At 47.5% G+C, this 26,171-nt stretch carries 22 protein-coding genes; 17 read left to right on the forward strand and 5 right to left on the reverse strand.

Annotated features, from left to right (window positions below; all coding sequences use genetic code 11):
* Positions 1-58 precede the first annotated feature (58 nt).
* The 3 genes from V7M78_RS00480 to V7M78_RS00490 all read right to left on the reverse strand — a co-directional run bounded on the left by V7M78_RS00480 (position 59) and on the right by V7M78_RS00490 (position 3,603).
* Positions 59-1,240 carry a glycine C-acetyltransferase gene (locus V7M78_RS00480; protein ID WP_333645486.1) on the reverse strand — a complete coding sequence of 394 codons (1,182 nt, stop codon included), beginning with the start codon at positions 1,238-1,240 and terminating at the stop codon, positions 59-61.
* Positions 1,241-1,318: 78 nt separating this feature from the next.
* A complete protein-coding gene (tdh, locus tag V7M78_RS00485; protein ID WP_333645487.1) occupies positions 1,319-2,365 on the reverse strand; it encodes an L-threonine 3-dehydrogenase in 1,047 nt (348 codons plus the stop codon).
* A gap of 233 nt (positions 2,366-2,598) precedes the next feature.
* The gene (locus V7M78_RS00490) at positions 2,599-3,603 is read right to left on the reverse strand and encodes an asparaginase (RefSeq protein WP_333645488.1); all 1,005 of its coding nucleotides are present in this window, start codon (positions 3,601-3,603) and stop codon (positions 2,599-2,601) included.
* A gap of 190 nt (positions 3,604-3,793) precedes the next feature.
* Here V7M78_RS00490 and V7M78_RS00495 point away from each other — a divergent pair, with 190 nt between their 5' ends.
* The 14 genes from V7M78_RS00495 (at position 3,794) to V7M78_RS00560 (ending at position 20,483) form a co-directional block, all read left to right on the forward strand.
* Positions 3,794-3,973: a DUF4250 domain-containing protein gene (locus V7M78_RS00495; RefSeq protein WP_333645489.1), complete on the forward strand. Its 180-nt coding sequence runs from the start codon at positions 3,794-3,796 to the stop codon at positions 3,971-3,973.
* Between the two features lie 83 nt (positions 3,974-4,056).
* A complete protein-coding gene (gene cls, locus V7M78_RS00500; protein ID WP_442914614.1) occupies positions 4,057-5,568 on the forward strand; it encodes a cardiolipin synthase in 1,512 nt (503 codons plus the stop codon).
* Between the two features lie 44 nt (positions 5,569-5,612).
* Positions 5,613-6,080 carry a putative ABC transporter permease gene (locus V7M78_RS00505; protein ID WP_333645491.1) on the forward strand — a complete coding sequence of 156 codons (468 nt, stop codon included), beginning with the start codon at positions 5,613-5,615 and terminating at the stop codon, positions 6,078-6,080.
* A gap of 54 nt (positions 6,081-6,134) precedes the next feature.
* Entirely contained in the window at positions 6,135-6,938 is an 804-nt protein-coding gene (locus tag V7M78_RS00510) for a lysophospholipid acyltransferase family protein (RefSeq protein ID WP_333645492.1), read from the forward strand.
* Entirely contained in the window at positions 6,935-8,071 is a 1,137-nt protein-coding gene (gene pheA / locus V7M78_RS00515) for a prephenate dehydratase (RefSeq protein ID WP_333645493.1), read from the forward strand. Before V7M78_RS00510 ends, pheA begins: the two co-directional genes overlap by 4 nt.
* Before the next feature lie 64 nt (positions 8,072-8,135).
* A complete protein-coding gene (locus tag V7M78_RS00520; protein WP_333645494.1) occupies positions 8,136-9,425 on the forward strand; it encodes an ATP-binding protein in 1,290 nt (429 codons plus the stop codon).
* Between the two features lie 87 nt (positions 9,426-9,512).
* The gene (locus V7M78_RS00525; RefSeq protein WP_333645495.1) at positions 9,513-11,081 is read left to right on the forward strand and encodes a Ppx/GppA phosphatase family protein; all 1,569 of its coding nucleotides are present in this window, start codon (positions 9,513-9,515) and stop codon (positions 11,079-11,081) included.
* On the forward strand, positions 11,081-13,228 hold the full coding sequence (locus tag V7M78_RS00530; protein ID WP_333645496.1) for an RNA degradosome polyphosphate kinase: 2,148 nt from the start codon (positions 11,081-11,083) through the stop codon (positions 13,226-13,228). Before V7M78_RS00525 ends, V7M78_RS00530 begins: the two co-directional genes overlap by 1 nt.
* Before the next feature lie 241 nt (positions 13,229-13,469).
* The gene (locus V7M78_RS00535) at positions 13,470-14,177 is read left to right on the forward strand and encodes a response regulator transcription factor (RefSeq protein ID WP_333645497.1); all 708 of its coding nucleotides are present in this window, start codon (positions 13,470-13,472) and stop codon (positions 14,175-14,177) included.
* Positions 14,167-15,303 (forward strand): sensor histidine kinase, encoded by a 1,137-nt coding sequence (locus V7M78_RS00540; RefSeq protein ID WP_333645498.1) that lies wholly within the window; start codon positions 14,167-14,169, stop codon positions 15,301-15,303. Before V7M78_RS00535 ends, V7M78_RS00540 begins: the two co-directional genes overlap by 11 nt.
* Positions 15,304-15,309: 6 nt before the next feature.
* A complete protein-coding gene (locus tag V7M78_RS00545) occupies positions 15,310-17,793 on the forward strand; it encodes a hypothetical protein (protein ID WP_333645499.1) in 2,484 nt (827 codons plus the stop codon).
* Positions 17,793-18,755, forward strand: a complete 963-nt coding sequence (locus V7M78_RS00550; protein ID WP_333645500.1) for an ABC transporter ATP-binding protein — start codon at positions 17,793-17,795, stop codon at positions 18,753-18,755. The genes V7M78_RS00545 and V7M78_RS00550 overlap by 1 nt, the downstream gene beginning before the upstream one ends.
* A complete protein-coding gene (locus V7M78_RS00555) occupies positions 18,733-19,641 on the forward strand; it encodes an ABC transporter permease (protein ID WP_333645501.1) in 909 nt (302 codons plus the stop codon). Before V7M78_RS00550 ends, V7M78_RS00555 begins: the two co-directional genes overlap by 23 nt.
* 14 nt (positions 19,642-19,655) lie before the next feature.
* Complete coding sequence (locus tag V7M78_RS00560) at positions 19,656-20,483, forward strand: deoxyribonuclease IV (protein ID WP_333645502.1); 828 nt, start codon at positions 19,656-19,658, stop codon at positions 20,481-20,483.
* 9 nt (positions 20,484-20,492) lie between these two features.
* Here V7M78_RS00560 and V7M78_RS00565 read toward each other — a convergent pair whose 3' ends face one another.
* Together V7M78_RS00565 and V7M78_RS00570 are read right to left on the reverse strand one after the other, a co-directional pair.
* On the reverse strand, positions 20,493-21,524 hold the full coding sequence (locus V7M78_RS00565; RefSeq protein ID WP_333645503.1) for a hypothetical protein: 1,032 nt from the start codon (positions 21,522-21,524) through the stop codon (positions 20,493-20,495).
* Between the two features lie 21 nt (positions 21,525-21,545).
* Complete coding sequence (locus V7M78_RS00570; protein WP_333645504.1) at positions 21,546-22,829, reverse strand: tetratricopeptide repeat protein; 1,284 nt, start codon at positions 22,827-22,829, stop codon at positions 21,546-21,548.
* A gap of 168 nt (positions 22,830-22,997) precedes the next feature.
* Between V7M78_RS00570 and V7M78_RS00575 the strand changes: the two genes are divergently transcribed.
* Genes V7M78_RS00575 through V7M78_RS00585 form a run of 3 tightly spaced genes read left to right on the forward strand, consistent with a single transcriptional unit; the run spans position 22,998 to position 26,148 of the window.
* On the forward strand, positions 22,998-24,203 hold the full coding sequence (locus V7M78_RS00575) for an SPFH domain-containing protein (protein ID WP_333645505.1): 1,206 nt from the start codon (positions 22,998-23,000) through the stop codon (positions 24,201-24,203).
* Positions 24,200-25,240, forward strand: coding sequence for a TFIIB-type zinc ribbon-containing protein (locus V7M78_RS00580; RefSeq protein ID WP_333645506.1), 1,041 nt, complete (start codon positions 24,200-24,202; stop codon positions 25,238-25,240). The genes V7M78_RS00575 and V7M78_RS00580 overlap by 4 nt, the downstream gene beginning before the upstream one ends.
* On the forward strand, positions 25,237-26,148 hold the full coding sequence (locus V7M78_RS00585) for a TPM domain-containing protein (RefSeq protein WP_333645507.1): 912 nt from the start codon (positions 25,237-25,239) through the stop codon (positions 26,146-26,148). Before V7M78_RS00580 ends, V7M78_RS00585 begins: the two co-directional genes overlap by 4 nt.
* The last annotated feature ends 23 nt before the right edge of the window (positions 26,149-26,171 follow it).

The following is a 26,171-nucleotide window of genomic DNA, read 5'->3' on the forward strand; positions in this document are numbered from 1 at the left end:
TAAGTTTTAACCTATTGACATTGTTTTTGAGACACCCTCTTTTAATTTTAATATGGTATTAAATCCCCATATCTTCCTTTACACATTTAAAGCATTCTACTGCAAAATCCAAATCCTCTTTTGTATGGGCGGCGGATATCTGGGTACGGATTCTGGCCCGGTCTTTTGGCACTACAGGATAGCAGAAGCCGATGACATACACGCCCCGTTCCAGCATCCTTGCCGCAAATTCCACGGCCGTCTTTGCATCATACAGCATAATCGCCACAATCGGATGATCACTCTCTATAATATCAAATCCCACCTCTTTTATCTTCTCCCTGAAATAACGGGTATTTTCATGAACCCGGTCCCTGTACTCTGTGCTCCGCTCAAGGATTTCCAAGGTCTTTATGGCCCCTCCGGCAATTGCAGGAGCTACGGTATTGGAAAACAGATAGGGTCTGCTCTTTTGACGGAGCAAATCCACGATTTCCTGCTTGGCGCTGGTATATCCGCCGCTGGCTCCACCCAGTGCCTTGCCCAGAGTGCCGGTGATAATATCCACCCGGTCCATGACGCCGCAGTGCTCCGGTGTACCTTTACCAAGCTTTCCCATAAATCCTACCGCATGGCTGTCATCCACCATCACCAGCGCATCATACTTGTCAGCCAGATTGCAGATTGCTTCCAAATCAGCCACAATACCGTCCATGGAAAATACACCGTCCGTGGCAATCAGACGTATCCTGGCATCCTGGGAATCCTTTAAGCACTGTTCCAGCTCCTCCATATTATTATTGGCATAACGGAAACGCTTTGCCCTGCATAAACGCACACCATCGATGATGCTGGCATGATTCAAGGCATCGCTGATTACCGCATCTTCTTCTGTCAGCAGTGTTTCAAACAGGCCTCCGTTGGCATCGAAGCAGGAGGAGTATAAAATCGTATCATCCATCCCCAGGAAAGAAGAAATTTTTGATTCCAGTTCCTTGTGTATCCCCTGGGTTCCGCAGATGAAACGCACGGAAGACAAACCATAACCCCATGTATCATAAGTAGCTTTGGCCGCCTCTATAATCTCCTGGTTGTCAGAAAGTCCAAGATAATTGTTGGCACACATATTGATGACATTTTCTGTCTTCGTAGTATTGATTCTGCTCCGCTGAGGCGTTGTAATAATGCGCTCTTCCTTGTAAGTTCCATCACCTTTGGCCTGCTCCACCACTTCTTTAAAGTAGTTTAACGCTTTTTTCATAACATCACTCCTCCTATCGCTTATTTTCCATGTTCGGCCCAATAATCTTTATTGTCAACTCGTTTTTTCATTACTCTGTCAGATTTTCGTCCAGTCCAAAACTACCTTTCCGCACTGCCCGCTGTTCATTACGTCAAAGCCCTTCTGAAACTCCCGGAAATCGAATTTGTGTGTGATAATCTTCTCTATCTCAAGACCGCTGTTCAGCATGGCCATCATCTTGTACCAGGTTTCAAACATTTCCCTTCCGTAAATTCCCTTGATCTGCAGACAGTTAAGCACAATCTTATTCCATGGCACCACAGTATCGCTTCCCTGAAGCCCCAGCACCGCAATCTTGCCGCCGTTGTACATGTGGTCGATCATGGAAGTAAATGCCTGACCGTTGCCGGACATCTCAAGCCCGATATCAAAGCCCTCCTCAATATGAAGCTCCCGCATCTTATCATCTAAGCTCTCTCTGGATACATTGACCGTGTGGACATTGCATATTTCCCTGGCCAGATTCAGCCGGTAATCATTGACGTCTGTAATCACCACATGTTTGGCTCCCACATGACGGCAAATCGCCGCAGCCATAATGCCGATAGGACCGGCTCCTGTGATCAGCACATCCTCACCCACCAGATTATAGGATAAAGCTGTATGCACCGCATTGCCCAGAGGATCAAAGGAGGAGCATAATTCCTCAGGAATTCCCGGCTCACAGATAATGACATTGGTCTGTGGAATCACCAGATACTGTGCGTATGCTCCATCACGGTTTACCCCTACGCCTACAGTGTTTTTACAGAGATGACGTTTTCCCGCTTTGCAGTTGCGGCAATGGCCGCATACGATATGGCCCTCTCCCGATACGATATCGCCGATTTTAAATTCTTTCACCAGGCTGCCGGTCTCCACGATTTCACCGACGAATTCGTGTCCGATGGTCATGGGCGGTTTTATGGTTTCCTGGGACCACTTATCCCAGTTATAGATATGCAGATCCGTACCGCAGATTGATGTGTAGTGAATCTTGATCTTCACATCATTTTCTCCTGTCATGGGAATAGGGACTTCTCTGAGTGCCAGACCTCTCCCCGCCTGTTCCTTTACAATTGCATACATCATGTTTTCTTTCATTGTAACCTCCACCTTTCACATTATTTTATATGTCTTTGTGAGACGTAAAATGTCTTTGAGTAAAAGACATTCCCCCTTTATCGTCCCTCTCTCAAAGACATAATATCATGAATGGCTTTAGATTACAATCTTTTTTCTTGTGATTTATACCAGAAAATTTAGCGTGAAACAGTAAAAAGCATAGTAATTGAACAAGAGGCTTTTGTGAGAAATTTCTCATAGAAGGAAGCTTCTCATACCTGCCAAAGAATATCCCTGTTAATGGTTTGGTAAAACAGCTCCCGTATTTCTTCCCCATCCCGGGTCTGTCCCAGAATCCACATCAGTTTAGTCACTGTGGCCTCCAGGGTCATATCATAGGCTTCCAAAAGTCCTAGTTCTTTTTTTATGGAGTGTCCTACCTCATAGACGGACATATTGCTTCCTTCATTGGTTACCTGAGTAGCCATGACCACAATTTTTCCATGGGAAATCCATGCTTCAACAGCCTTATAAAAATCCCCGGTGTCATAGGAGGGCAGGCCGCCTACTCCGAAGGATTCTATAATGACCGCGTCATAATGCTCCGCCAGATAATCCAGAACATTTGACCCCATAGAAGGAATCAGCTTCATCAAAGCCACACGCGGATTTAAGGTCTTGAAAAATTTCACCTGTCTGGGGCAGGACGCTTTATCATCTAAGTAAAACACCACTTGTCCATCCTGAACTGTGGCAATATAAGGGAAGTTGATGCTGGAAAAAGCGTTGTAGCTTTTACTTCTCTCTTTTTTACCCCGTGTGCCTGCAATGACCTTGCCGTCAAATACAATGGTAACCCCATGGGCTTTTTCCTGGCTTGCAAACCGGAGGCTGTCTGATAAATTGGTGCGGGCATCAGTATTTTCCATATCAATGGGCCTTTGGGCTCCGGTGATCACGATGGGCTTTTCCGAATTCTGAATCAGGTAGGAAAGAGCCGAAGCCGTGTAAGCCATGGTATCGGTGCCGTGGCAGATGACAAAGCCGTCGTAATCGTTATAATGGGTTTCAATGGCTTCTGCCATAGCAAGCCAGTGGTTTGGCTGCATATTGGTGCTGTCTATATTCAATATCTGCAGGCTGTCTGCCTGGCAGAAACTTGCCGCTTCCGGGACATAGGAAAGGATTTCATCTGAGGTGAGAAGGGGCTTTAAACCTTGATCGCTTCTTTTACAGGCGATGGTGCCTCCTGTTCCAAGCATTAATATTTTTTTCATCTGTGATATTACCTCCTGAGGGACATTAATATATGATTGTAGCACTGTTTCTTTTATCCGTACAGGGGAATCATACAATTATTGCCAAAAAAGAGAGAGATTTAAGAAGTTAAATTCTGGCTTTAAAAGATTCACAAGGGGCAAATTTTGTGATAGAATAATTTTGTTACCGGAATAGGAGAATCAAAAAATGTCTAATATACCAAAAGACCCCGTAATATTACTGAGTTACATTAACACTCAGTTAAGAGACTATTACCCCTCTCTGGAAGAATGCTGCTTAAGCCTTGGAATTGAGGCTGGGGAATTGTCCCATGCCCTGGCAGCTATTGATTATTATTATAACAGAGAGAGAAATCAGTTCATATGAAAACCTTAGAGGGGCGTCGCTGAAGCGGTGGCCTTTTTGCAATAGGACCCGTAAACCTACCGCCAGGACAGGAGGAATTTATGATAGAGACAATTTGGAGACAGACGGCAGATATGTGGAACTGGTCCATCGATCATTTGATTTACATTAATCTGGTTCTTTCTGTTATTATTGTGTTTTTTCAGCGGCGCGATCCCAAGACGGTCTGGACCTGGCTGCTGGCCCTTTATTTCGTTCCCGTATTCGGGATTCTCATTTATCTGCTCTTTGGGCAGGATATGCGAAAGGATAAGCTGTTCCGGGTGAAGGAAGTGGAAGACCGGATGCGCTATTCCATAAAAAGTCAGGAGGAATTTTTAAAACAGAATGACATCAGGCTCATGTCCTCCTTATCCCGCGATTATGAGGATCTGGTGGTCTATAACTTAGAGACCTCAGGATCAGTGCTGACGGTTGACAACAGCATTGAGATATTTACCGATGGAGAAGAAAAGTTCAAAGATTTGCGGACAGAGCTTTCCAAGGCGGTTCATTTCATTCATATGCAGTATTATATCATCAAGGATGACGAGGTATTTGACTCCATCATCCCTGTTTTAATTGAGCGGGCCAAAGCCGGAGTTGAAGTGCGCATCCTCTGCGACGGTATGGGCGGACGTTTTATGGCAAAGGAAAAATGGAGAAGACTGAAGGAAAACGGCGTAAAGGTGGGAATATTCTTTCCTCCCATTCTGGGCAGGCTTCAGCTCCGGGTCAATTACCGCAACCACAGAAAGATCGTGGTCATTGACAACCAGATCGGATATGTGGGCGGCTTTAATATTGGCCGGGAATACATTTCCAAGGACCCTAAATTCGGCTATTGGCGGGATACTCATTTAAAGATACAGGGAGGCTCGGTGCTGAGTCTGCAGATCCGGTTTGCCCTGGACTGGAATTATGCCACTGGGGAAAACCTGTTTAAAAATATGAAGTATTTCTGCGAAGAAGAGGATGGAAGCTGTCTGGAATGCTATGGGATTGATGAAACCTGGGAGGTGGAGAAACGGCTCGGTATCCAGATTATTGCCAGCGGCCCTGATGCCAGAAGCCGCCAGATCCGGGACAATTACATCCGGCTCTTTGCCAAGGCAAGGGACCATATTTACATCCAGACCCCTTACTTTGTACCTGATGATGCAGTGCTGTCCACCTTAAAGATCGCGGCCCGTTCCGGTGTGGATGTAAGGCTTATGATTCCCTGCAAGCCGGACCACCCCTTTGTCTACTGGGCCACCTATTCCTATGTGGGAGATCTGCTGTTTGCAGGAGCCAGATGCTATACTTATGAAAACGGATTCCTTCATTCTAAGGGTGTTATGACCGATGGAAAAGTCAGCTCCTACGGCACAGCCAACATGGACATCCGAAGCTTTGAACTGAATTTTGAGGTAAATGCAGTAATCTACGACGAGGAGACTACCAAAAAGCTGGAGCAGCTGTTTTTGGAGGACTTAAAGTCGTGCAAGGAGATCACTCCTGAGATCTACGGAGAGCGGAGCCTCTTAATCCGTCTTAAGGAACAGGGAAGCAGACTGCTGTCTCCTCTCTTATAGAATTCTTTTACAAAGTAACATAATATCTCCATAACCGGCGCATAATGAAGGTTATGAAGACATTAACACAAAACTTAAAACAACTGCCTCTTGATTTCTGCAAATGCGGGATCACAGGCTGGTGCCTGGAGGTTATTTTTACCTCCACCGACTCCATCCTGCGCCAGGACTGGCGGCTGATGGGCCATACTTCCCTTCTCATGTTTCCAATTTACGGCTGCGGAGCCCTCTTAGGTCCCATTGGAAATCTCATTGACCAATGGGTCACTCCCGGCCCAGGACTGGCGATAAAACGGGCGGATACGGCTATCCGTCATGGGTTTCTCTACATGGTCCTGATCTTTGTGGCCGAATACTTTGCGGGAACCCTGCTGAGAGGACAAGGGATGTGCCCCTGGGATTATTCGGGACGCAGCACCAACATCGACGGGCTGATCCGTCTGGACTTTGCACCTTTATGGTTTGCCACAGGACTGTTGTTTGAACAAATTACAAAAAAGAAAGGCAGGTAGTATTGTAATTACAGATTTCATTCTATATAATAGATAGGATGGAGGACTAGACTAATGATACGTTTTATTCTTGTAGCAACAACAGTAATAGGTTTTTTAGTGCTCAGCATTCCTCTTATGTTAGTGGAATGGCTGATAGGAAGAAAAGACCGGCGCCTGCGGGATATGCAGAGTCTGAAAGTAGTTCAGGCATTGTTCCGGCTGTGTCTCTGGCTTTCCGGAGTAAAGCTCACGGTAAAAGGGCGGGAGAACATTCCGTCGGACAGTGCCGTTTTATATGTAGGAAACCACAGAAGCTATTTTGATATTCTGGTGGGATATGTGACGGTTCCCGGCCTTACGGGCTTTGTGGCAAAAAAGGAAATGGAACAAATTCCTCTCCTTTCCAATTGGATGCAGTATGTAAACTGTCTGTTTTTGGACAGGCATAATATAAAAGAAGGCTTGAAGACCATTCTGGAAGGCATTGATCAGGTGAAAAAAGGGATATCCGTCTGGATTTTCCCGGAAGGAACCCGCAATGAACAGGAAGACCTTCTGGATCTTCTTCCTTTTAAGGAAGGCAGCTTAAAGATTGCTGAAAAAGGAGGATGTCCGGTGGTGCCTGTGGCGATTACGGGAACAGCCGATATTTTTGAAAAGCACTTACCCTTTATCAGACCTTCTCATGTGACCATTGAATTCGGCAGGCCCTTTCTCATTAAGGAACTGGCGCCTGAACATAAGAAGTTTCCGGGGGCCTATGTGGGAGAGCAGATCAAGGCTCTGCTGAGAGAGGAACTGGTTTCCCAGGGAAAGCTTCCCCTGGAAGAGACTTATATACAAACAGATAAGACAAAGGAATACAAAAACCTATGAAAACATTAGATTTGCAGGAAATAAGAGAAAAGCTTGACCGGATTGACCGGGAAATCGTGTCCCTGTTTGAAGAACGTATGAAGGTGGTAGGCGATGTGGCTGAATTCAAGATCACCACAGGCAAGCAGGTTTATGACGGGGAAAGGGAACAGCAAAAGATTGAAGACGTGACCGGAATGGTGGAAGATTCGTTCCGCAAGCAGGCAGTCAGGGAGCTGTTCACCCAGATGATGACCATCAGCCGCCGCCAGCAGTACAGGCTTTTGGCAGAACACGGCCTCACTGTGAAAAATGATTTCCAGCCGGTAAAAAGCCTGCCTATGGATCAGGTGCGGGTGGTATATCAGGGAGTAGAAGGGGCGTATACCCATGAAGCTGCCCTCCAGTATTTTGGAGCAGCTGGGGAAATATACCACGTCCAGTCCTGGGAGGACGTCATGAAGGCAGTGGCAGAGGGAGAAGCCGATTACGGAGTGCTTCCTATTGAAAATTCCTCGGCAGGAGCCGTCATAGACAATTATGACCTTTTGATCAAATATCAGAATTATATTGTGGCTGAGACTTTTCTCACTGTAAACCACGCTCTGCTGGGCCTTCCGGGAGCGTCAACCGAGAATATTGAGACTGTATTTTCCCATCCCCAGGCGCTGATGCAGTGTTCCCAATACTTAAATGCAAACAGGCAGTGGAAGCAGATCAGTTTGGAAAATACGGCTGTAGCCGCCAAAAAGGTGGTTGAGGAAGGGGATTTATCCCAAGCAGCAGTTGCCAGCGAGATCGCAGGAAGGATTTACGGCCTGAAGGTCTTAAAATCTTCCATTAACCACAATAAGAACAATACCACCCGGTTTATCATTCTGTCCAGGAATCCGGTATACCGAGAGGATGCGCAAAAGGTCAGCATAAGCTTTGAGCTGCCTCATAAAAGCGGTACCTTGTACAACATGCTGAGCAATTTCATTTATAACGGGGTTAACATGAGGATGATCGAATCCAGGCCCATACCGGGAAGAAACTGGGAATACCGTTTCTTCGTGGATATTGAAGGAAATTTAAGCGACTGCGCCGTTCAGAATGCTTTAAAGGGCATATCGGAAGAAGGCCTTAACATGAGGGTACTGGGAAATTATTAAGAATACTTCAGGGTCCGGCTTAAGGGTTAAGCCGGGCCTGAATTTTATACAAGGGAGAGATAGCATGAAGTCTCAGGAATTGATTTTATACAGAAATATGAAACACAAGGAATTATTTGACAAGGTAGCCGGCCTTTTAACCCTGGAGCAGACAGAAGCAGCCCCAACCCTGCGGGCCTGTGCCGGGGAGCTGATTGAACTGGCGTCCTATTACGGCTTTGAGGGCAATTTATGGCATTGCTTTCTGGCGCTGTGTCTGGCAGGCGATGAGAACGCCTACAGTACCTCCTGCGAGATAACAGGAGCTTCCCGAGGCACCTTAAATGAACTGGCAGCCCATGATTTCCGGATTATGAAGGAGCTGTTTGACTATGATATCTGCGCTCTGGACAATCTGGATCAGGGACCGGGAATCTGGTCCGCCTTATCCTGCTATCAGGCGTCAAATGGCGGCAGCAAGGTCTATAACAAGCACGTCCGGGATCAGATACTGGCCCTGGCTTCCTCTCTGGAAAAGGCCGCTGACGAAAAGGAATTTGCAGCAGAGGTGACGGAGTTTTACCGCAGGCTGGGCGTGGGAAAGTTCGGCTTAAACAAGGCCTTCCGCATCGAAGAAGAAGGGCATGAGCCCCGCATCCTGCCCATTCCCAACATCGAAGACACCCACCTGGACGATATCATCGGATACCGCCTTCAAAAGCAGAAGCTGATTGAAAATACGGAAGCCTTTTTAAATGGACAGCCGGCCAATAATGTCCTCCTGTTCGGAGACAGCGGAACAGGAAAGTCCTCCAGCATCAAGGCTGTTCTCAACGAGTACTATGACAGAGGCTTAAGGATCATTGAGGTCTATAAGCATCAGTTTAAGTCTTTATCAAAGATTCAGGAGCAGATCAAGGACAGGAAATATAAATTTATTATCTATATGGATGACTTATCTTTTGAGGATTCTGAGCTGGAATACAAATATTTAAAGGCAATCATCGAAGGGGGACTGGGCATCAAACCGGGCAATGTGCTGATTTATGCCACCTCCAACCGCCGCCACCTCATACGGGAGAAATTCAGCGACAAGAGAGAACTGGATGATGATTTACATAATAATGACACAGTCCAGGAAAAGCTTTCTCTTGTAGCCCGTTTTGGTGTGACTATTTATTACGGCTCTCCCGACAGGGCCGAGTTCAGGGAAATTGTAAGAGGACTTGCAGAGCGTTATGACCTGAACATTCCTTTAGAAGAGCTGTATGCAAAGGCCAATATATGGGAGCTGCACCACGGGGGATTATCAGGCAGAACGGCCAGCCAGTTTATCACCCATCTCCTGGGAAAAGAAGCTGAAAAAAACGGGTAAAATTTTACAGGGAATTGACACAAAGGCTGGAAAGATGTGGTAAAATAATAAAAAATCTGCCCCCACTGGGTACAAAGGAGGACAATTATGGCCATAAAACTATTTGCAGCCATTGATGTGGGATCTTTGGAGGTGGAGCTTGGAATTTATGAGGTTTCCGTCAAATACGGAATCAGGAAAGTGGACCACTTACGTCATGTCATTGCCCTTGGAAGAGATACCTATAATAATGGAAAGATCAGCTACCGTCTGGTGGATGAGCTGTGCGGTGTTATCAAAGAGTTTTCTGAAATCATGAAAGCCTACGGAGTGGAAACCTGCCGGGCTTATGCCACCAGCGCCCTGAGAGAAGCGAAGAATAACCAGATCATACTGGACCAGATACGGGTCAGGACAGGAATTGAAGTCCAGATCATGAGCAACTCAGAGCTGCGTTTTATCAGCTATAAGGCCATTGCTTCAAAAGCAGTAGAATTTAACCGGATTATAGAAAAAGGAACCGCCATTGTGGATGCAGGATTCGGAAGCATGCAGATGTCCCTGTTTGATAAGGATGCCCTGGTCTCCACCCAGAATCTGATGCTTGGAGTGCTGAGAGTCAAGGAACTTCTTGGAACCGTTCAGGCTGACCTTCGGATGCAAAAGGCTCTGATTGAGGAAATGGTGGACAATGAGCTGCATACCTTCCGAAAGCTGTATCTGAAAGACAGGGAAATCAAAAATCTCATTGGAATCGGGGAAAGCCTTCTCTATCTTTCCCAGGCCACCCACGGAGGGATGCCTGCGGAAAAGATCACAGCAGAGGAATTCGTTAAATTCTACAGCACCATAGAAACCCTGCCCTTAGACCAGCTGGAAGACCGGTTTGACCTCAATGCTGAATACGCTTCCCTTCTCCTTCCCACTGCCATCATCTTTAAGCGGATACTGGAGCTGACGGGAGCGGAGGTGTTCTGGATTCCGGAAGTCCGTCTCTGTGACAGCATGGCAGCCGAATATGCGGAGGAGATCAAGGCAGTGAAGTTCGGCCATGACTTTTCCCAGGATATTCTGGCGGCTTCCCGGAACATGGCAAAGCGCTATAAATGCCATGGAGGTCATACAGCCATAATGGAAAAGCATGTTCTTGAAATCTTTGACGCCATGAAAAAGTATCACGGCATGGGAAAGAGAGAACGGCTTCTTCTCCAGATTGCCGCCCTTCTTCACGGCTGCGGCAAATTTGTCAGCATGAAGGAACCAAGCGAATCAGCTTATCACATCGTCATGTCAACGGAGATTATCGGCTTATCCCACATGGAGCGGGAACTGGTTGCCAATGTGGTCCGGTACAATGACTCAGAATTTGACTACACCAGGCTCAATTTAAACAAGGGAATTCTCCACGGTACCAGAAACACCATATCCCGTGAGGGAATCACCATTCTGACGGCAAAGCTGACCGCCATATTGCGGCTGGCCGATGCCATGGACAGAAGCTACAAAGGAAAGCTTTCAGACTGCCGGATCAGCGTCAAGGAAGGACAGCTTGTGGTGACTGCGCCCTATGAAGGAGACATGACCCTGGAAATTGTGTCATTTGAGCAGAAGGCAGATTTTTTTGAAGAAATATTTGGAATCAGACCGGTGCTGAGGCAAAAAAGGAGGTTATCCTGATGGCAGATATCAATGAACGATTTTACAATCCTGAAAATTATGTAAACCGGGAACTGAGCTGGCTGGAATTTAACTGGCGGGTTCTTGGCGAAGCCAGGGATAAGACCATTCCCCTTTTTGAACGCCTGAAATTTTTGAGCATCACTGCCTCCAATTTAGATGAATTCTATATGGTCCGGGTGGCTTCCTTAAAGGACCTGGTTCATGCAAAATACACGAAGCCCGACATTGCAGGCTTAAAGCCGTCTGAACAGCTGGAGCGGATCGGTGAGCGGACTCATGAGCTTACATCTCTTCAGTATTCCACCTATAACCGGTCCCTGATTCCTGCCCTTAAGCAGAACGGCTTAAAAGTAGTCTCATATCACGAGGACTTAAATGAAGAGGAGGCAGCCTATGCAGACCGGTATTTCCAGCAGAACGTATACCCGGTGTTGACTCCTATGGCTGTGGATTCCTCCAGGCCCTTTCCTCTCATCCGCAACAAGTCCTTAAACATTGCGGCTCTCCTCCAAAAAAAGAGCGGAGAAGAGGAACTGGAATTTGCCATGGTCCAGGTGCCCAGCGTTCTGTCCAGAATCGTGGAGCTGCCCCGAGGGGATGACGGGGAACGGGCCGTCATTTTGCTGGAGCAGATCATAGAACGGAATATTGGAAGCCTGTTTTTAAATTATAATGTAGTTACCGCCCATCCCTTCCGCATTATGAGAAATGCGGATCTGACCATTGACGAAGAGGAAGCGGTGGACCTTTTGGAGGAAATCCAGAAGCAGTTGAAAAAACGCCAGTGGGGAGAAGCCATCCGTCTGGAAATAGAGGAAAAGATGGATAAGCAGCTCTTAAAGATATTAAAGAAAGAACTGCGCATCAGCCCCGGCGATATTTTTGAGATTCCGGGGCCTTTGGACCTGACCTTCCTTATGAAGATGTACGGAATGAAGGGCTTTGACCACTTAAAGGAGGCGCCCCACATCCCCCAGCCGGTCTGTGCCCTGATGAATGATGAGGACATCTTTTCCAATATCCGGAACGGGGACATTCTGCTCCATCATCCTTACGAAACCTTTGATCCGGTGGTGAATTTTGTCCGGTCGGCAGCCGGGGATCCGGAAGTCCTTGCCATCAAGCAGACCCTTTACCGGGTCAGCGGAAATTCTCCCATCATTGCTGCTTTGGCAGAGGCCGCTGACAACGGAAAGCAGGTGTCGGTTCTGGTGGAATTAAAAGCGCGGTTTGATGAAGAAAACAACATCAACTGGGCAAAACAGCTGGAAAAGGCAGGCTGTCACGTCATTTATGGCCTGCTGGGCTTAAAAACCCACAGCAAGATCACCTTGGTGGTGCGCAGGGAAGAAGACGGCATCCGCCGCTACGTCCACCTTGGAACCGGAAATTACAACGATTCCACAGCAAAGCTTTATACAGACCTGGGACTTATGACCTGCAATCCCCTCATCGGAGAAGATGCCACCGCAGTGTTTAACATGCTGTCCGGTTATTCCGAGCCCCTTCACTGGAATAAGCTGGTGGTAGCCCCTATCTGGCTGCGGGCCAGATTTTTAAAGATGATCCGCAGGGAAGCTAAAAATGCCCTGGCCGGAAAGCCTGCGGGCATTATGGCAAAGATGAACTCCCTGTGCGACAAGGAGATCATAGCAGCCCTTTACGAAGCCTCCTGCGCAGGAGTGAATATTCAACTGCTGGTTCGGGGCATATGCAGCTTAAAGGCCGGTATACCGGGCCTCAGCGAGAACATAGCCGTTCATTCCATTGTTGGAAATTTCCTGGAGCATGCCCGTATCTTTTATTTTAAAAATGACGGAGCACCGGAGCTTTACATGGGAAGCGCTGACTGGATGCCTAGAAACTTAGATAAGCGGGTGGAAATCATGTTTCCGGTGGAAGATGAGGAACTGAAGGAACGGGTCAGGGAAATTCTGGAGATTCAGTTGGAAGACAATGTCAAAGCCCACATCCTGCAGCCTGACGGAACCTATGAAAAGCCGGATAAAAGAGGCAAGGCCCTGGTCAACAGCCAGGAATATTTCTGCCGGGAAGCCGTTTCCATGGTAAAGAAGGAGCTGGGCCGCTTAGACCCCCTAAGCAACCGGGTATTCTACCCCATAGAGGCAGCACCAACCTCCTAAAATATAGATTTTTTGTAAGAAAATAGTAAGGCAAAGATACTTTTCTTGTGGTAAAATGGATAAGAGTCTAGGCGGTGCAGAAATATTTGCATGGTTTGTGCGTGGGAGCTTTGCTCACTAAGCACAAATAATGCGGATATTTCTATAGGGCGGAACGCCCGTCATGAATAATTTGGCAACGCCAAATTATGAATGCACCGCCGAACCTCATACACAAAACGACAAGGGAGGTATTTTTTTCATGTCCGAAACAATAAACATACTGGTCGTGGATGATGAAAAAGAAATTGCAGACCTGGTAGAAATCTACTTAGTCAGCGACGGATATAAAGTACATAAAGCCAACAACGCCCAAGAGGGCCTGGAGATCCTGGAGAAAAACCCCATCCACTTAGTCCTTCTGGACATCATGATGCCCGGCATGGATGGATTACAAATGTGCAAAAAGATACGTGAAACCAACAACATCCCCATTATCATGCTCAGCGCCAAATCCACAGACTTAGACAAAATTTTAGGCCTGGGAACCGGAGCCGACGATTACGTAACAAAGCCCTTCAACCCACTGGAACTGACAGCAAGGGTAAAATCCCAGCTCCGCCGCTACACCCAGTTAAACCCCAACAGCGCGTCCAATGAGATGGCAAAGAACGAAATCTCCATCAGAGGCCTGACCATTAACAAAGACAATCACAAAGTAACGGTTTACAACGAAGAAATCAAACTGACCCCCATTGAGTTTGACATCCTCTACCTCTTAGCCTCCAACCCGGGCAGGGTTTTCAGCACAGACGAAATTTTCGAAAAGGTCTGGAATGAAAAGGTATATGAGGCCAACAACACCGTTATGGTACATATCAGACGTCTGCGGGGCAAGATGAAGGAAGATACCAGACAGAACAAAATCATCACCACTGTGTGGGGGGTAGGTTACAAAATTGAAAAGTGATATGAACCGCCGTTTCCACACCCGTGTCATTGCCAACATTTTTTACAGTGCAGTCGTCACGGTTCTGATCGAAATATTTCTGGTCACCAATGTTTCTCTCATCGCTTCCTATATGAGAAATACCCAGAGGGACAATGCGTTTTTAGAGATGCTCACCTCCTTTGATGTGGTGGTCATCTTGATTTACGTCCTTCTGGGCATCGGCGTGTTCACCGTCACATTTCTCATTCTTCAGGAAAAGTCCATGAAATACATAGCAAGGATTTCCAATGCCATGCAGAGCATTTCCGAAGGGGATTTAAATGTTACTGTGGACATTGAGGGAGATGATGAGTTCTCCGTCATGGCTGCCAGTTTAAACAAGATGGTAGGCGACTTAAAAGAGCTGATGGATAAAGAACGAGAGGCGGAGAGGACGAAAAATGAGCTGATCACCAACATAGCCCATGATTTAAGGACTCCCCTTACCTCCATCATCGGCTATCTGGAGCTTTTATCCGGAGACAGCAACTTAGATATTGAGATGCGAAAAAAGTACACCGGCATTGCCTATGTGAAGACAAAGAGGCTGGAAAAGCTGATTGAAGACCTCTTCGGCTTTACCAAGCTGAACTACGGAAAGATTTCCATGAACGTGTCCAGGGTGGATGTGGTAAAGCTTCTGAGCCAGCTTTTAGAGGAATTTTACCCCAGCTTTGTGGATAAGAACTTATCTTATGAGCTTCAGAGCAATGTTCCGGTTCAGGTCATCACAGCCGACGGCAATTTACTGGCCCGCCTGTTTGACAATCTGATCAACAATGCCATCAAGTACGGAGCGGACGGAAAGCGGATTCTGGTGAGGATTCACGGAGGCGATGAGCTGGTGACTTTTCAGGTCATCAATTACGGCTATGTGATTCCGGAAGAGGAGCTTCCTCTGATATTCAATAAATTCTACCGGGTGGAGCAGTCCCGTTCCACCAATACAGGCGGAACAGGGCTGGGGCTTGCCATTGCCAAAAACATTGTGGATATGCACGGCGGAACCATTGATGTGACCAGTGACTTATCCGGAACTGTTTTTACGGTAAAGCTGCAGGTCAATTTTGATGTGAACAAAGAGAACTTTGGAAAGATAGGGTGACAGAGGATGAGATTCAGACAGATATCCCTGGTCTGGGCCGCGGTCCTGACTCTCACGGGCAGTGCAGTGCTGCCTGCTTATGGGATGACAGGGCCTTATGAAACAGAGACAGGGAATTCCTATACAGAACAGTACCAGGGAGAAGGCAGCTCCCCGGTCTCCATGGAGGTTTCCTACGGCTATGAGGAAAATGCCAAAAGCGGGCGCTACGTGCCTGTGAGTGTGACCTTAAACAGCCAGTCAGAGGTGTCCTTTGAGGGAACGCTGCGGATTACGGCAATGGAATCGGATTATGATATTTACGAATATGATTATCCCGTTTCTTTAGACCCCTCCGGTTCCTTAGAGGAATCCTTGGACATTCCCGTAGGCAGGGCGGATGTTCTCTATGTAAAGCTTTTGGACCCCCAGGGAAGGGAACTTCTTCGCAAGCGCTTAAAAATGAATGTGAGTCTGGATACGGCAGAGCTGTTTGTGGGAGTTCTTTCCGACAATCCCCAGGAGCTTGATTACATGGAGGGGGTTGGAGTCAATTACAGCTCAGTCCGCATTAAGACCTTTGAGATGGGCACAGAAAAGATGCCGGATAATGCCATCGGGCTGGATCTTTTGGATGTGCTGGTCATTACAGACTATGACACCAAAAATCTGTCGGGGGATCAGGTTTCCGCCGTCTGGGAATGGGTGAAGGCAGGAGGAACCCTGCTCATCGGAACCGGCGCGAGAGCCGATGATACCCTTTACGCCTTCCGTTCCTCTCTTTTGGAAGAACCTTACGCTCCGCCTGCTGAAAAAGCGGTGGACATGGGAGTGGAATATGCGGTCAATGGCCCCGGAGATTCCTTTATGAATCTGGTATGCACCAATGTGACCTTAAGCGGAGGAACGGAAGTGCTGTCCAATGACCAGTTTCCCGTTCTCACCTCTGTAGTAAAAGGAAAGGGCAGCGTAGGGGTGGCTGCTTATGACTTTATCGATATCGCCGAATTCTGCCGGGTTCAGCGTTCTTACGTGGATAAGCTTTTTACCGCCTTTTTGGGAGAGAACCGGTTAAATAATCTTTCCTCCTACCTCTATAGCGGCAATTCCAGCCAGTACTGGTCGGTCCAGAACATCCTCAACACCGGAGATACGGAAAAGCTGCCCAATCTGTCCCTTTATGCAGTGGTAATCCTGGGCTATCTGGTGATCGCAGGACCTGGTCTTTACCTCTTTTTAAAGAGACGGGAGCAGAGAACTCTTTACCGGATGGCAGTGGTGGGAGTTTCCCTGACATTTACTGCAGTGGTGTATTTAATGGGAGGTAAAACCCGGTTTAAGGATACCTTTTTCAATTACGCCACCATTTTGGATACGACAGAGGACTATGTGGATGAGTATACCTCCATCAACATAAGAACTCCTTATAATAAGGCTTACACCATTTCCTTAGATCCTTCCTATGATCTTTTACCTATCACCAGAAGCAATACCTACGAAGGAACTCCGGTGCCTAAGTTTACGGGAAATGAAGATTACAAGGTCAGGGTCTTTTATGGAGAGGCTGAGACAAAGATTTCAGTCCAGAATGCCTCTGCCTTTGATCCCAAGTACTACTCCTTAAGAAAACGGACGCCTAACACAGACAAAAAGGGGCTGGCCGGGGATATTACCTTATTTGAGGGCAAGGTGTACGGCACCGTAACCAATGAATACCCGTTTCCGGTGGAAAGGGTGGGAATCCTCATGTACGGAAAACTGGTGGCCATCGATGTCCTGGAGCCTGGAGAGACCATGGAATTAGACGGATTTCCTGCTGTCAATTATCCCATTAACAACCCGTTTCTGGTATCTGCCAGGGTGACGGGAAGCTATCAGTATCCCAAGGCGGATATTGAAGATCCTGCCTACATGCTGGCTCTTTCCAGAACCAATATACTGAGCTTTTATCTGGACCGTTTCTCTTCTTTTTACAATCAGGAGGCCAGGGTTGTGGCATTTGGCAGGGATAAGACGGAAAACCGTTTTCTTGCCAGAGGGGATTACGAAACCTACGGCATGTCCATGTTTACCTCTACCATTGACGTGAAAACCACAATGAATGGGAAGGTTTCCCGCTCTGCTCTTATGAAGCCTCCAACAGCGGTAAACGGGCAGTATTATGCGGATTCCAACGCCATTTACGGAATTGATCCGGTGTCTTTGGAGTATTCTCTTGGAAATGATTTAGAGGTGGAGGAGTTGTTCTTTGAAAATCCTTCTGAGGAATTTTTAAACAGTGAAGGCCTGTATTTTACCAATGTTTTTAAAGGAAGCATTCATTTCTATAACCACGACACCGGAAACTACGATGTAATGAACCCGGATAAAAAGGTTTACCATGGAAGAGAACTGACCCCATATCTGTCTCCGGGCAACACGCTGACAGTCAAATACGTCTGCGACAGCACGTCGGAAAACAACTGGTATGTAACTCTGCCCATGCTGAGTGTCACAGGAAGGGATAAATAATGCTGGAAATTAAAGATTTAAGAAAAAGCTTTGGCAAATTCCACGCCTTAAACGGCCTGGATATTCATATTTCCCAGGGTGCCCTCTACGGCTTTGTAGGGCCCAACGGGGCAGGGAAGACTACTACCATCAAGATCATGACAGGACTTCTGGTTGCAGACGGAGGAAAGGTGATTATTGACGGGACAGATGTGTCCGGCGGTTCCCATGAATTAAAGCTTAAAATCGGCTATGTGCCGGATTTCTTCGGAGTTTATGACAATTTAAAGGTTTATGAATACATGGAGTTTTTCGCCTCCTGCTACGGGATCAGCGGCTTAAAGGCCAGAACCAGGTATATGACTCTTTTGGAGCAGGTGGGGCTGGAAGACAAGGTTAATTTTTATGTGGACAGTCTTTCCAGAGGCATGAAGCAGCGCCTCTGTCTGGCAAGAGCTCTCATCCACGATCCCCTTCTTCTGGTTTTAGATGAACCGGCTTCCGGCTTAGACCCAAGAACCAGGTTTGAATTCAAGGAGATTTTAAAGGAACTGCGGGAGCAGGGAAAAACCATTTTTATCAGCTCCCACGTTTTGTCTGAGCTGTCTGAGATGTGTACGGATATCGGAATCATTGACCAGGGAAAGATGGTTTTAAGCGGAAGTATGGACGCCATTCTGCGCCGGGTCAACGCTTCCAATCCTCTGATCATTTCCATTCTGGGAAATAAAGAACGGGCTCTGACCATTTTAAAGAGCAGGCCCTGTGTCCAGACCATTGCGGTGAAGGAAGGAGATATCCGGGTAAACTTTATCGGTGATGATCAGGAGGAAGCCCTTCTCCTGCAAAGTCTGGTGGATGCAGAGGTGCCTGTACATGGATTTTACAGGGAGCCTGGAAGTCTGGAATCTCTGTTCATGCAGATTACGGATCACGATAAAGAAAAGGCGGTGCTTGTTCATGAAAATGAATCCGGTTTATAAACGGGAAACAACGGTCAGCGCCAGAAGCTTCCGCCTGGCCCTGATCCTCATGCTTTTTAACGCAGTTCTGGCTCTGGTAGTCATGCTCAATATGTACTCGGTTTTAGAGCGGGTAAAGCTGACTGCTGAGATCCAGTATTCTTCTTTTACCAATTTATATGTATTTGTGGCAGTGGTGGAATTCGTCATGCTGATGTTTATTATGCCTGCCCTGACCGCGGGTAGCATCAGCGGGGAACGGGAGCGCCAGACTCTGGACCTTCTCCTTACCACGGTTATGAAGCCCTGGGAGATCATCTGGGGAAAGCTGACCTCTTCCTTTGCTACCATGTTTTTGCTCATCCTATCCAGCTTTCCCCTGTTGGCCGTGTCCTTCGTATACGGAGGGGTGATGTATTATGACGTGTTCCTTCTGCTTTTATGCTATTTGGCGGTGGCTCTTTTGTGCGGAAGCATGGGAATCTGTTTTTCCTCTCTGTTCAAGCGGTCCACCATTGCGACAGTGGTCAGCTATGGAGTGCTGATCATCATTGCAGCAGGCACCTATGCGGTCAATGTGTTCGCTTTGTCCATAGCCAGAATGAACATGACCAATACCTATGCCTTATCTGCCAGCGGAATGGCCGATCAGGCCAATACCGGCGGCTTTTTGTATCTGCTTCTCATCAATCCTGTGGCAACCTTTTATGTGATGATAAACAGGCAGACGGGAGATAACCAGGTGCTGAAAAGCTTGAACAACGTATTTGGGCCCCATCCGGAAAGCTTTGTGTTAGACAATTGGGTGGTGCTCAGCATCTTCATCCAGCTTCTGCTGGCCGCTATCTTCCTTTTTGCCGCAATAAGGGCCATCAGTCCGGGAAAGGGAATACGGAAAATAAAATAACAAGGGAGATTTTTATGCTTACAATCGGCTGTCATCTGTCTTCATCAAAAGGCTATCTGGCCATGGGCAAAGAGGCAGTGAAAATCGATGCCAATACATTTCAGTTTTTTACCAGAAACCCCAGAGGAACCAAGGCCAAGGCTATGAATCCGGAGGATGTGAAACGCTATCTGGAATTTGCCAAGGACCATGGAATCAGCCGGATTCTGGCCCATGCCCCCTATACCTTAAATGGCTGCTCTGCCGATGAACACTTAAGAGAACTGGCTGCGGAGACCATGAGAGATGATTTAGAGCGCATGGAATACACGCCCGGAAACTGCTATAATTTCCACCCCGGAAGCCATGTGGGTCAGGGAGCTGAGACGGGAATCCGCTATATTGCGGATATGCTGAACCAGGTTCTGACACCGGAGCTTCATACCACAGTGCTGCTGGAAACCATGTCGGGAAAGGGCAGTGAGGTGGGACGGGAGTTTGAGGAGCTGAGAGAAATTCTTGACCGTGTGGAAAGAAGTGACCAGATGGGAGTCTGTTTAGATACCTGCCATGTGTGGGATGGTGGATATGATATTGCCGGGGATTTGGACGGCGTATTGAACCGGTTTGACCGGGTGATCGGCCTTTCCCGGTTAAAGGCCATTCATTTAAATGACAGCCAGAACCCCTTGGGAGCCCACAAGGACCGCCATGCAAAAATCGGGGAAGGCTGTATTGGTTTTGAAGCATTAAAGCGGGTGGTGTCTCATCCCGCATTAAAAGACCTTCCCTTTTATCTGGAAACTCCCAATGAACTGGACGGATATGCCAGGGAGATTGCCATGATGAGGGAAGGCTTATAGAAAGTACTATTATATTTTGTTATCCGCGCCTGTTCCGTGTGAAAAGGCGCGGAAGCTTTTTTCTTTAATCAAATCTTCTAAAATTCTCATAGCCTCCTGCTCATCTGCAAGTTTTACCATGGGCCATTGGATATCATCTTCCTGGCATATGACGGTAATTTCCCATTGCCTGTATTCCCTGCAGGCAAAGGAAATTTCCTCTGTGCCTGTTTTTCCGCCATTTAAAGGCTTTAATGCAATGGATTGAGACGGGGAAAGAGAGTCAAGGGCCGCCCTGGCCTCCTCGTATGTAAAGTTAGAGGTTGGAATTCCATCGGGCTTTACCAGCGCAAAGGCCGCGTCAGGTGGAAGCGCCATCATCTGCGGATTATCAAGGGCGTCCATGAGAAAGGCTGTATAAGCGAATACATTGCCTGTTACAATGTTGGACAGGGTCTTTTTAAGATATTCTTCCACGCTGTCCCGGTCTTCTCTGCGGGTTAAGATGGCTGGAAAGACATTTTTGTCATCATCGACGCAGCATAAGCTGTAATCATTTTTGCCGTTATCCAGGGAAAACATTCCTTTGATGCGGGATAAGCGCATGGCTGCCGGACCGAGAATCCATTCTCTTCCAATGAAAACTCCTTCAAAGGAATGGAATCCCCGCTCCATATCTGTATCAATGGACTTTAGGGCATCAGAAAAGCTTTCGTGAGTTTTGGCCTGCTGAACTATGGAAGATCCCAAAAGCGTGTGTTTGGGAATCATCTGCCATGCGTATTTTCCTGCCTGAAACAGAAAAATTGCTCCTAAAATGAGAAAGATGACAGCAACGAAAATGGGAAGCCATTTTTGTATAACAGGATATTTTTTCGAAAGAGGCAGCAGCAGGTTTATGAGCCTGATCAGACCGTGATCCCCTGTAACAGTGGATTTGGCACCTCCTGTTATGGTGGTGATTCCGGAAGGGATAAAGACAGCTGCCAGCAAAAGGCGGCGCCAGAGAAGGAAAAACGCCTGCCTTTTTTGGTTGTTTAATAAGGTTGTTGCCAGGAACATGAATACACCTCTGTCATCGTATTATTTGATGCGCTTCCAGCGCTTAAGCAGACCTGCCTGCTTATAATGCTTCATTTTTTCAATGGCTTCCGGCCAGCCGGCTTCTGCCACGATGCTGAAATAATATCCGGCGTTATGTTCTTTTACAGGCACACCCAAACCGTTTTCATAAGCATCTCCTAAATCCCAGAAAAGCTGCAGCACGTCTTCTTTCCAGTCGAACTGGGATTCTTCCGTCATATCCTGGTCTTCTCCCTTTCCGGGGAAGTTATAATCGAGAGCACTGTATAACAGGTCTGTTCCCTCATCTTCGTCCTTTTTTACGCCAAGGCCGTAGAGCAGGCAATGCCCCTTCCACATCTTTGCCAGTTCACTGACGGGATTTTTTTCATCTTCAACCTCATCTTCATTTCCTGCCGCCTGACAGAACCAGTGATATGCCTGGGATTCATCCTTTGGAACAAACTTACCCCATAAATTCAGTTTCCCCAGGCGGAGCTGGCAGGTCTGTATTCCCTGTTTTGCCCCCATTTCATAGGCGGCCAGGGCTTTTTCCGGGTTTGCCTCTATGCCCAGCCCATGCTCATACTGAAAGCCCATATCGAACCGGGCCTTGATATCCCCGGCTTCTGCCAGCCGTTCATACCAGCGAAAGGCCTCTTCATACCGTTCCTCATCGAAAAGCTGTTCTGCAAGCAGCCACTGCCATATGGGATCGCCCTTTTCAGACGCAAAATTCATGGCTTCTTCCAGTTTCTTTTCCTCTCCCAAATAGCTGTATAAGTCAGATAAGTTGACGAGAGCAAGAGTTACACCGTTTTTCAGCGCCTTTTCCAGCCAAAGCAGAGCTCCGGGAATCCGTTCTTCCAAAGCCTTATCCTGATCCTGAAACTGTTCTGTCAGCAAATACCCGCCCCAGAAGTAATACAGTCCCATGATGTACTGGCAGAAGGCATGGCCGCCCTCCGCCTTTTCCCGAACCTCTTTGGCTGCCTGTATGCACGCCTCCTGCCCGGCACTCTTTAAGGCCTTTTTTACCAGCCTTTTAAACTGAAGCATGGTCAGAAGGCCGCAGGCACTGCCAAGCTCCTGGCTTTTTTGAAGAAGTTCAAAGGCGGTGTCCATGTCTTCTTCCAGCCCATTGACGCCAAAATAAGTGCGGGCCAGAAAACAGCATGCATTCCCGTCACCTTCCTTTGCAGCCTCCAAAAGCAGCCGTTTGCCCTTCCGGGCCTTTTCTTCATCAAACTGCATCCATACAAGGCGTATGCCTTCTTCCACATTGCTTGAAAAATACTCACTCATGTAAATGCCCTCCCATTGATAAAAAATTATCTATCTTAAGTTATATCGTCTTTGAAGAAAGAAAAATAAAGCTGTTTCAAAAAATCCTTCCGGAGGACAGTATAGTCAAGGGCTTTATTATATAGTATAATAAAGAAAAATAAAATTGATTGAGGAGGAAACAACAACATGGGAATTATTAAAGCGATTACCAGTGCCGTAGGCGGTTCACTGGCCGACCAGTGGCTGGAAGTCATAGAGGCAGGCAATATGGGAGATCAGACCGTATTTACCAGCGGGGTGAAGATTCGCAAAGGGTCCAATGTAAAGGGAACGGATAATACTGTATCAGATGGTTCTGTCATCCACGTTTATCCCAATCAGTTCATGATTTTGGTGGATGGAGGAAGGGTAATCGATTATACAGGAGAGCCGGGATATTTTACGGTGAAAAATTCCTCTATGCCTTCTCTTTTTAACGGACAGTTTGAAGAGGCTTTAAGGGAATCCTTTGACCGCATACGCTACGGCGGACAGACTCCCACATCTCAGAAAGTGTATTTTATCAATCTACAGGAAATCAAGGGAATCAAGTTCGGAACCCCCAATCCTATTAACTATTTTGACCAGTTCTACAATGCAGAACTGTTTTTGAGGGCTCATGGAACGTATTCCATCAAGGTGACTGACCCGCTTTTATTTTATGGGGAAGTGATTCCGAAAAATGCTTCCAAGGTGGAAGTGGATGATATCAATGCCCAGTATTTGTCTGAATTCCTGGAAGCCCTTCAGTCTTCCGTGAATCAGATGTCCGCTGACGGCATAAGGATTTCCCACGTGTCTTCCAAGGGAAGAGAGCTGGGACAGTATATGTCCAATGTCCTGGATGAGCAGTGGAAGACGGGAAGGGGAATGGAGATCCAGTCTGTAGGAATTGCCAGCATTTCCTACGATGACGAGTCCAAACAACTGATTAATATGAGGAATCAGGGAGCCATGCTGGGTGACCCCGGTGTCAGGGAAGGCTATGTACAGGGCGCTATTGCCAGAGGTTTGGAGGCCGCAGGAAGCAATACCGGCGGTTCTATGGCAGGATTTATGGGAATGAATATGGGGATGAATACAGGCGGCGGATTTATGGGAGCAGCTTCAAGCGCCAACCAGCAGCAGATGCAGAGAAATCAGGCAGGACAGATGAATTCCCAGCCAGGGGCTGCACAAGGGAATACAGGAGGCCCAGGAGAAGGCGCCTGGACCTGCGGCTGCGGAAACGTGAATAAGGGAAAGTTCTGTTCGGAATGCGGAAATCCCAAGCCTTCCGACACCTGGACCTGTCAATGCGGAGCTGAAAACAAGGGGAAATTCTGTGCTGAATGCGGAAAGCCGAGAGTATGAGTGATGTCTTAACTTTTAAATGTTCAAACTGCGGAGGCCCTCTCAAGTTTGATCCGGAAAAACAGAAGTATGCCTGTGAATACTGTCTGTCCCAATTCACCCAGGAACAGGTGGCTGCAGGGGAGGAGGCGCCCAGGGCAGAAAAGGCAGAAAAAGGGGGCGGCGAGCCATTCCTTTACAACTGTTCAAGCTGCGGTGCGGAAATCGTTACAGACGGCACCACTGCGGCCACTTTCTGCTACTACTGCCACAATCCGGTGATTTTGTCGGGCAGGCTTTCGGGAGAATACAATCCGGATTATGTGGTTCCCTTTGCCATTGAAAAGGAAAAGGCAGTGGATATCTTCCGCCTGTGGATGAAAAAGAAACGGTTTGTGCCAAAGGCTTTTTACAGCGAGGACCAGATTGAAAAGATTTCCGGCGTCTATTTTCCCTATATGCTCTATAGCTGCCGGGCGGAAGGGCGTTTAAACGCCAGTGGGGACCGGGTGCGGGTATGGGTCAGCGGGAATCACCGGTATACAGAGACTCAGACCTTTGAAGTGAAGAGGGAAGGCTCCATGCCAGTGAAGTTTGTACCCAGAAATGCCTTGAAAAAAGCAAACCGGGAGCTGGTAGAAGGCGTATTGCCTTATGAAACGGAGAAGATGAAGAACTTTTCCATGGCATACCTTTCCGGCTTTCTGGCAGAGCGCAGGGATATGGGAGAGCAGGAGTTTGGAGATGAGGTAAAGGCAGAGGTGCGGTCCTTTGCCCAGGATTCCCTGAGAAACAGCATCACTTCCTATGACTCCCTAAGGGTTGAAAGCAGTGATATACGCTTAAAGGATGAGGCCTGGGAGTACGCTCTTTTGCCGGTCTGGGCCCTTACTTACCGGGATGAGGGCAGGGATGAGATGTATTACTTCACCATAAACGGACAGACCGGAAAGGTCTGCGGAAAGCTTCCGGTGGATAAATTCAAACTGTCCCTTCTCTTTGCGGAAATATTTGTTCCCATATTGATTGTCTTGCTGATTGTGGGGTATCTGATATGATGAAGATAAAACGGTTGTGTGCGGGCTTTTGGCCGGGAACCGCTTTTCTGGCTGTGTTTTTTCTGCTTCTGTCAGTTTTCTGCTGGAACATACAGTCCTTTGCCGGAAATCAGAAGCCGGGAAACAGCTCCGGAGAGAAACGGGTATTTGACGGGGCGGGATTGTTTTCCGGAGAAGAAAGGTCAGTCTTGGAGACCCGGATACAGGCCATGATGAAAGAGATGAATATGGATGTGGTTCTTGTGACCACTGATGATGCAGGCGGGAAGTCCGCAGAGCAGTATGCGGAGGACTTTTACATTGACGGCCTGTTCGGAGTGGGAAAGGACTACAACGGTGTGTTATTTCTCATGGATATGGATAACAGGGAGATATACATTCTTCCGGTAGGAGCGATGAACCGGTTTTTGACGGATAAGCGCTGGAATGCTATTTTGGATGATGCTTATGATAAGATTGCAAATCAGGAATATGGAGCCTGTGCCGAAAGCTTTCTGGACGGTGTTGCCAAGTATTATAAGGCTGGAATTCCCGGAGGACAGTATAATTATGACAGGGATACTGGGAAAATAAGTGTTTACCGCAGCATCAGATGGTATGAAGCCGGTCTGGCTGTTCTTGTGGCCCTGTTTGCAGCAGGGGTTACCTGCAGCGGCGTGGTCCGCCAGTATTCCATGAAAAAGGAGAGGGGCAGGGCCAGAAGTTCTCTCATGGCCTACCGTGCCAGCTCTCAGTTCCAGTATCATAACAATGTGGACCATCTGCTTAACAAGAGGGTGACCCATGTTCCCATTCCCAGAAACAACGGCGGCGGAGGCCGGGGAGGCGGAGGTTTTTCCTCAGGCGGACGGAGCACGACCCATTCTTCCTCAGGAAGGACCATGGGAGGCGGAGGCCGGAAGTTTTAATTTATATGTGAACTTGAAAAAAA

The sequence above is a fragment of the Lacrimispora sp. genome (assembly GCF_036758025.1).
Taxonomy (GTDB): Bacteria; Bacillota; Clostridia; order Lachnospirales; family Lachnospiraceae; genus Lacrimispora.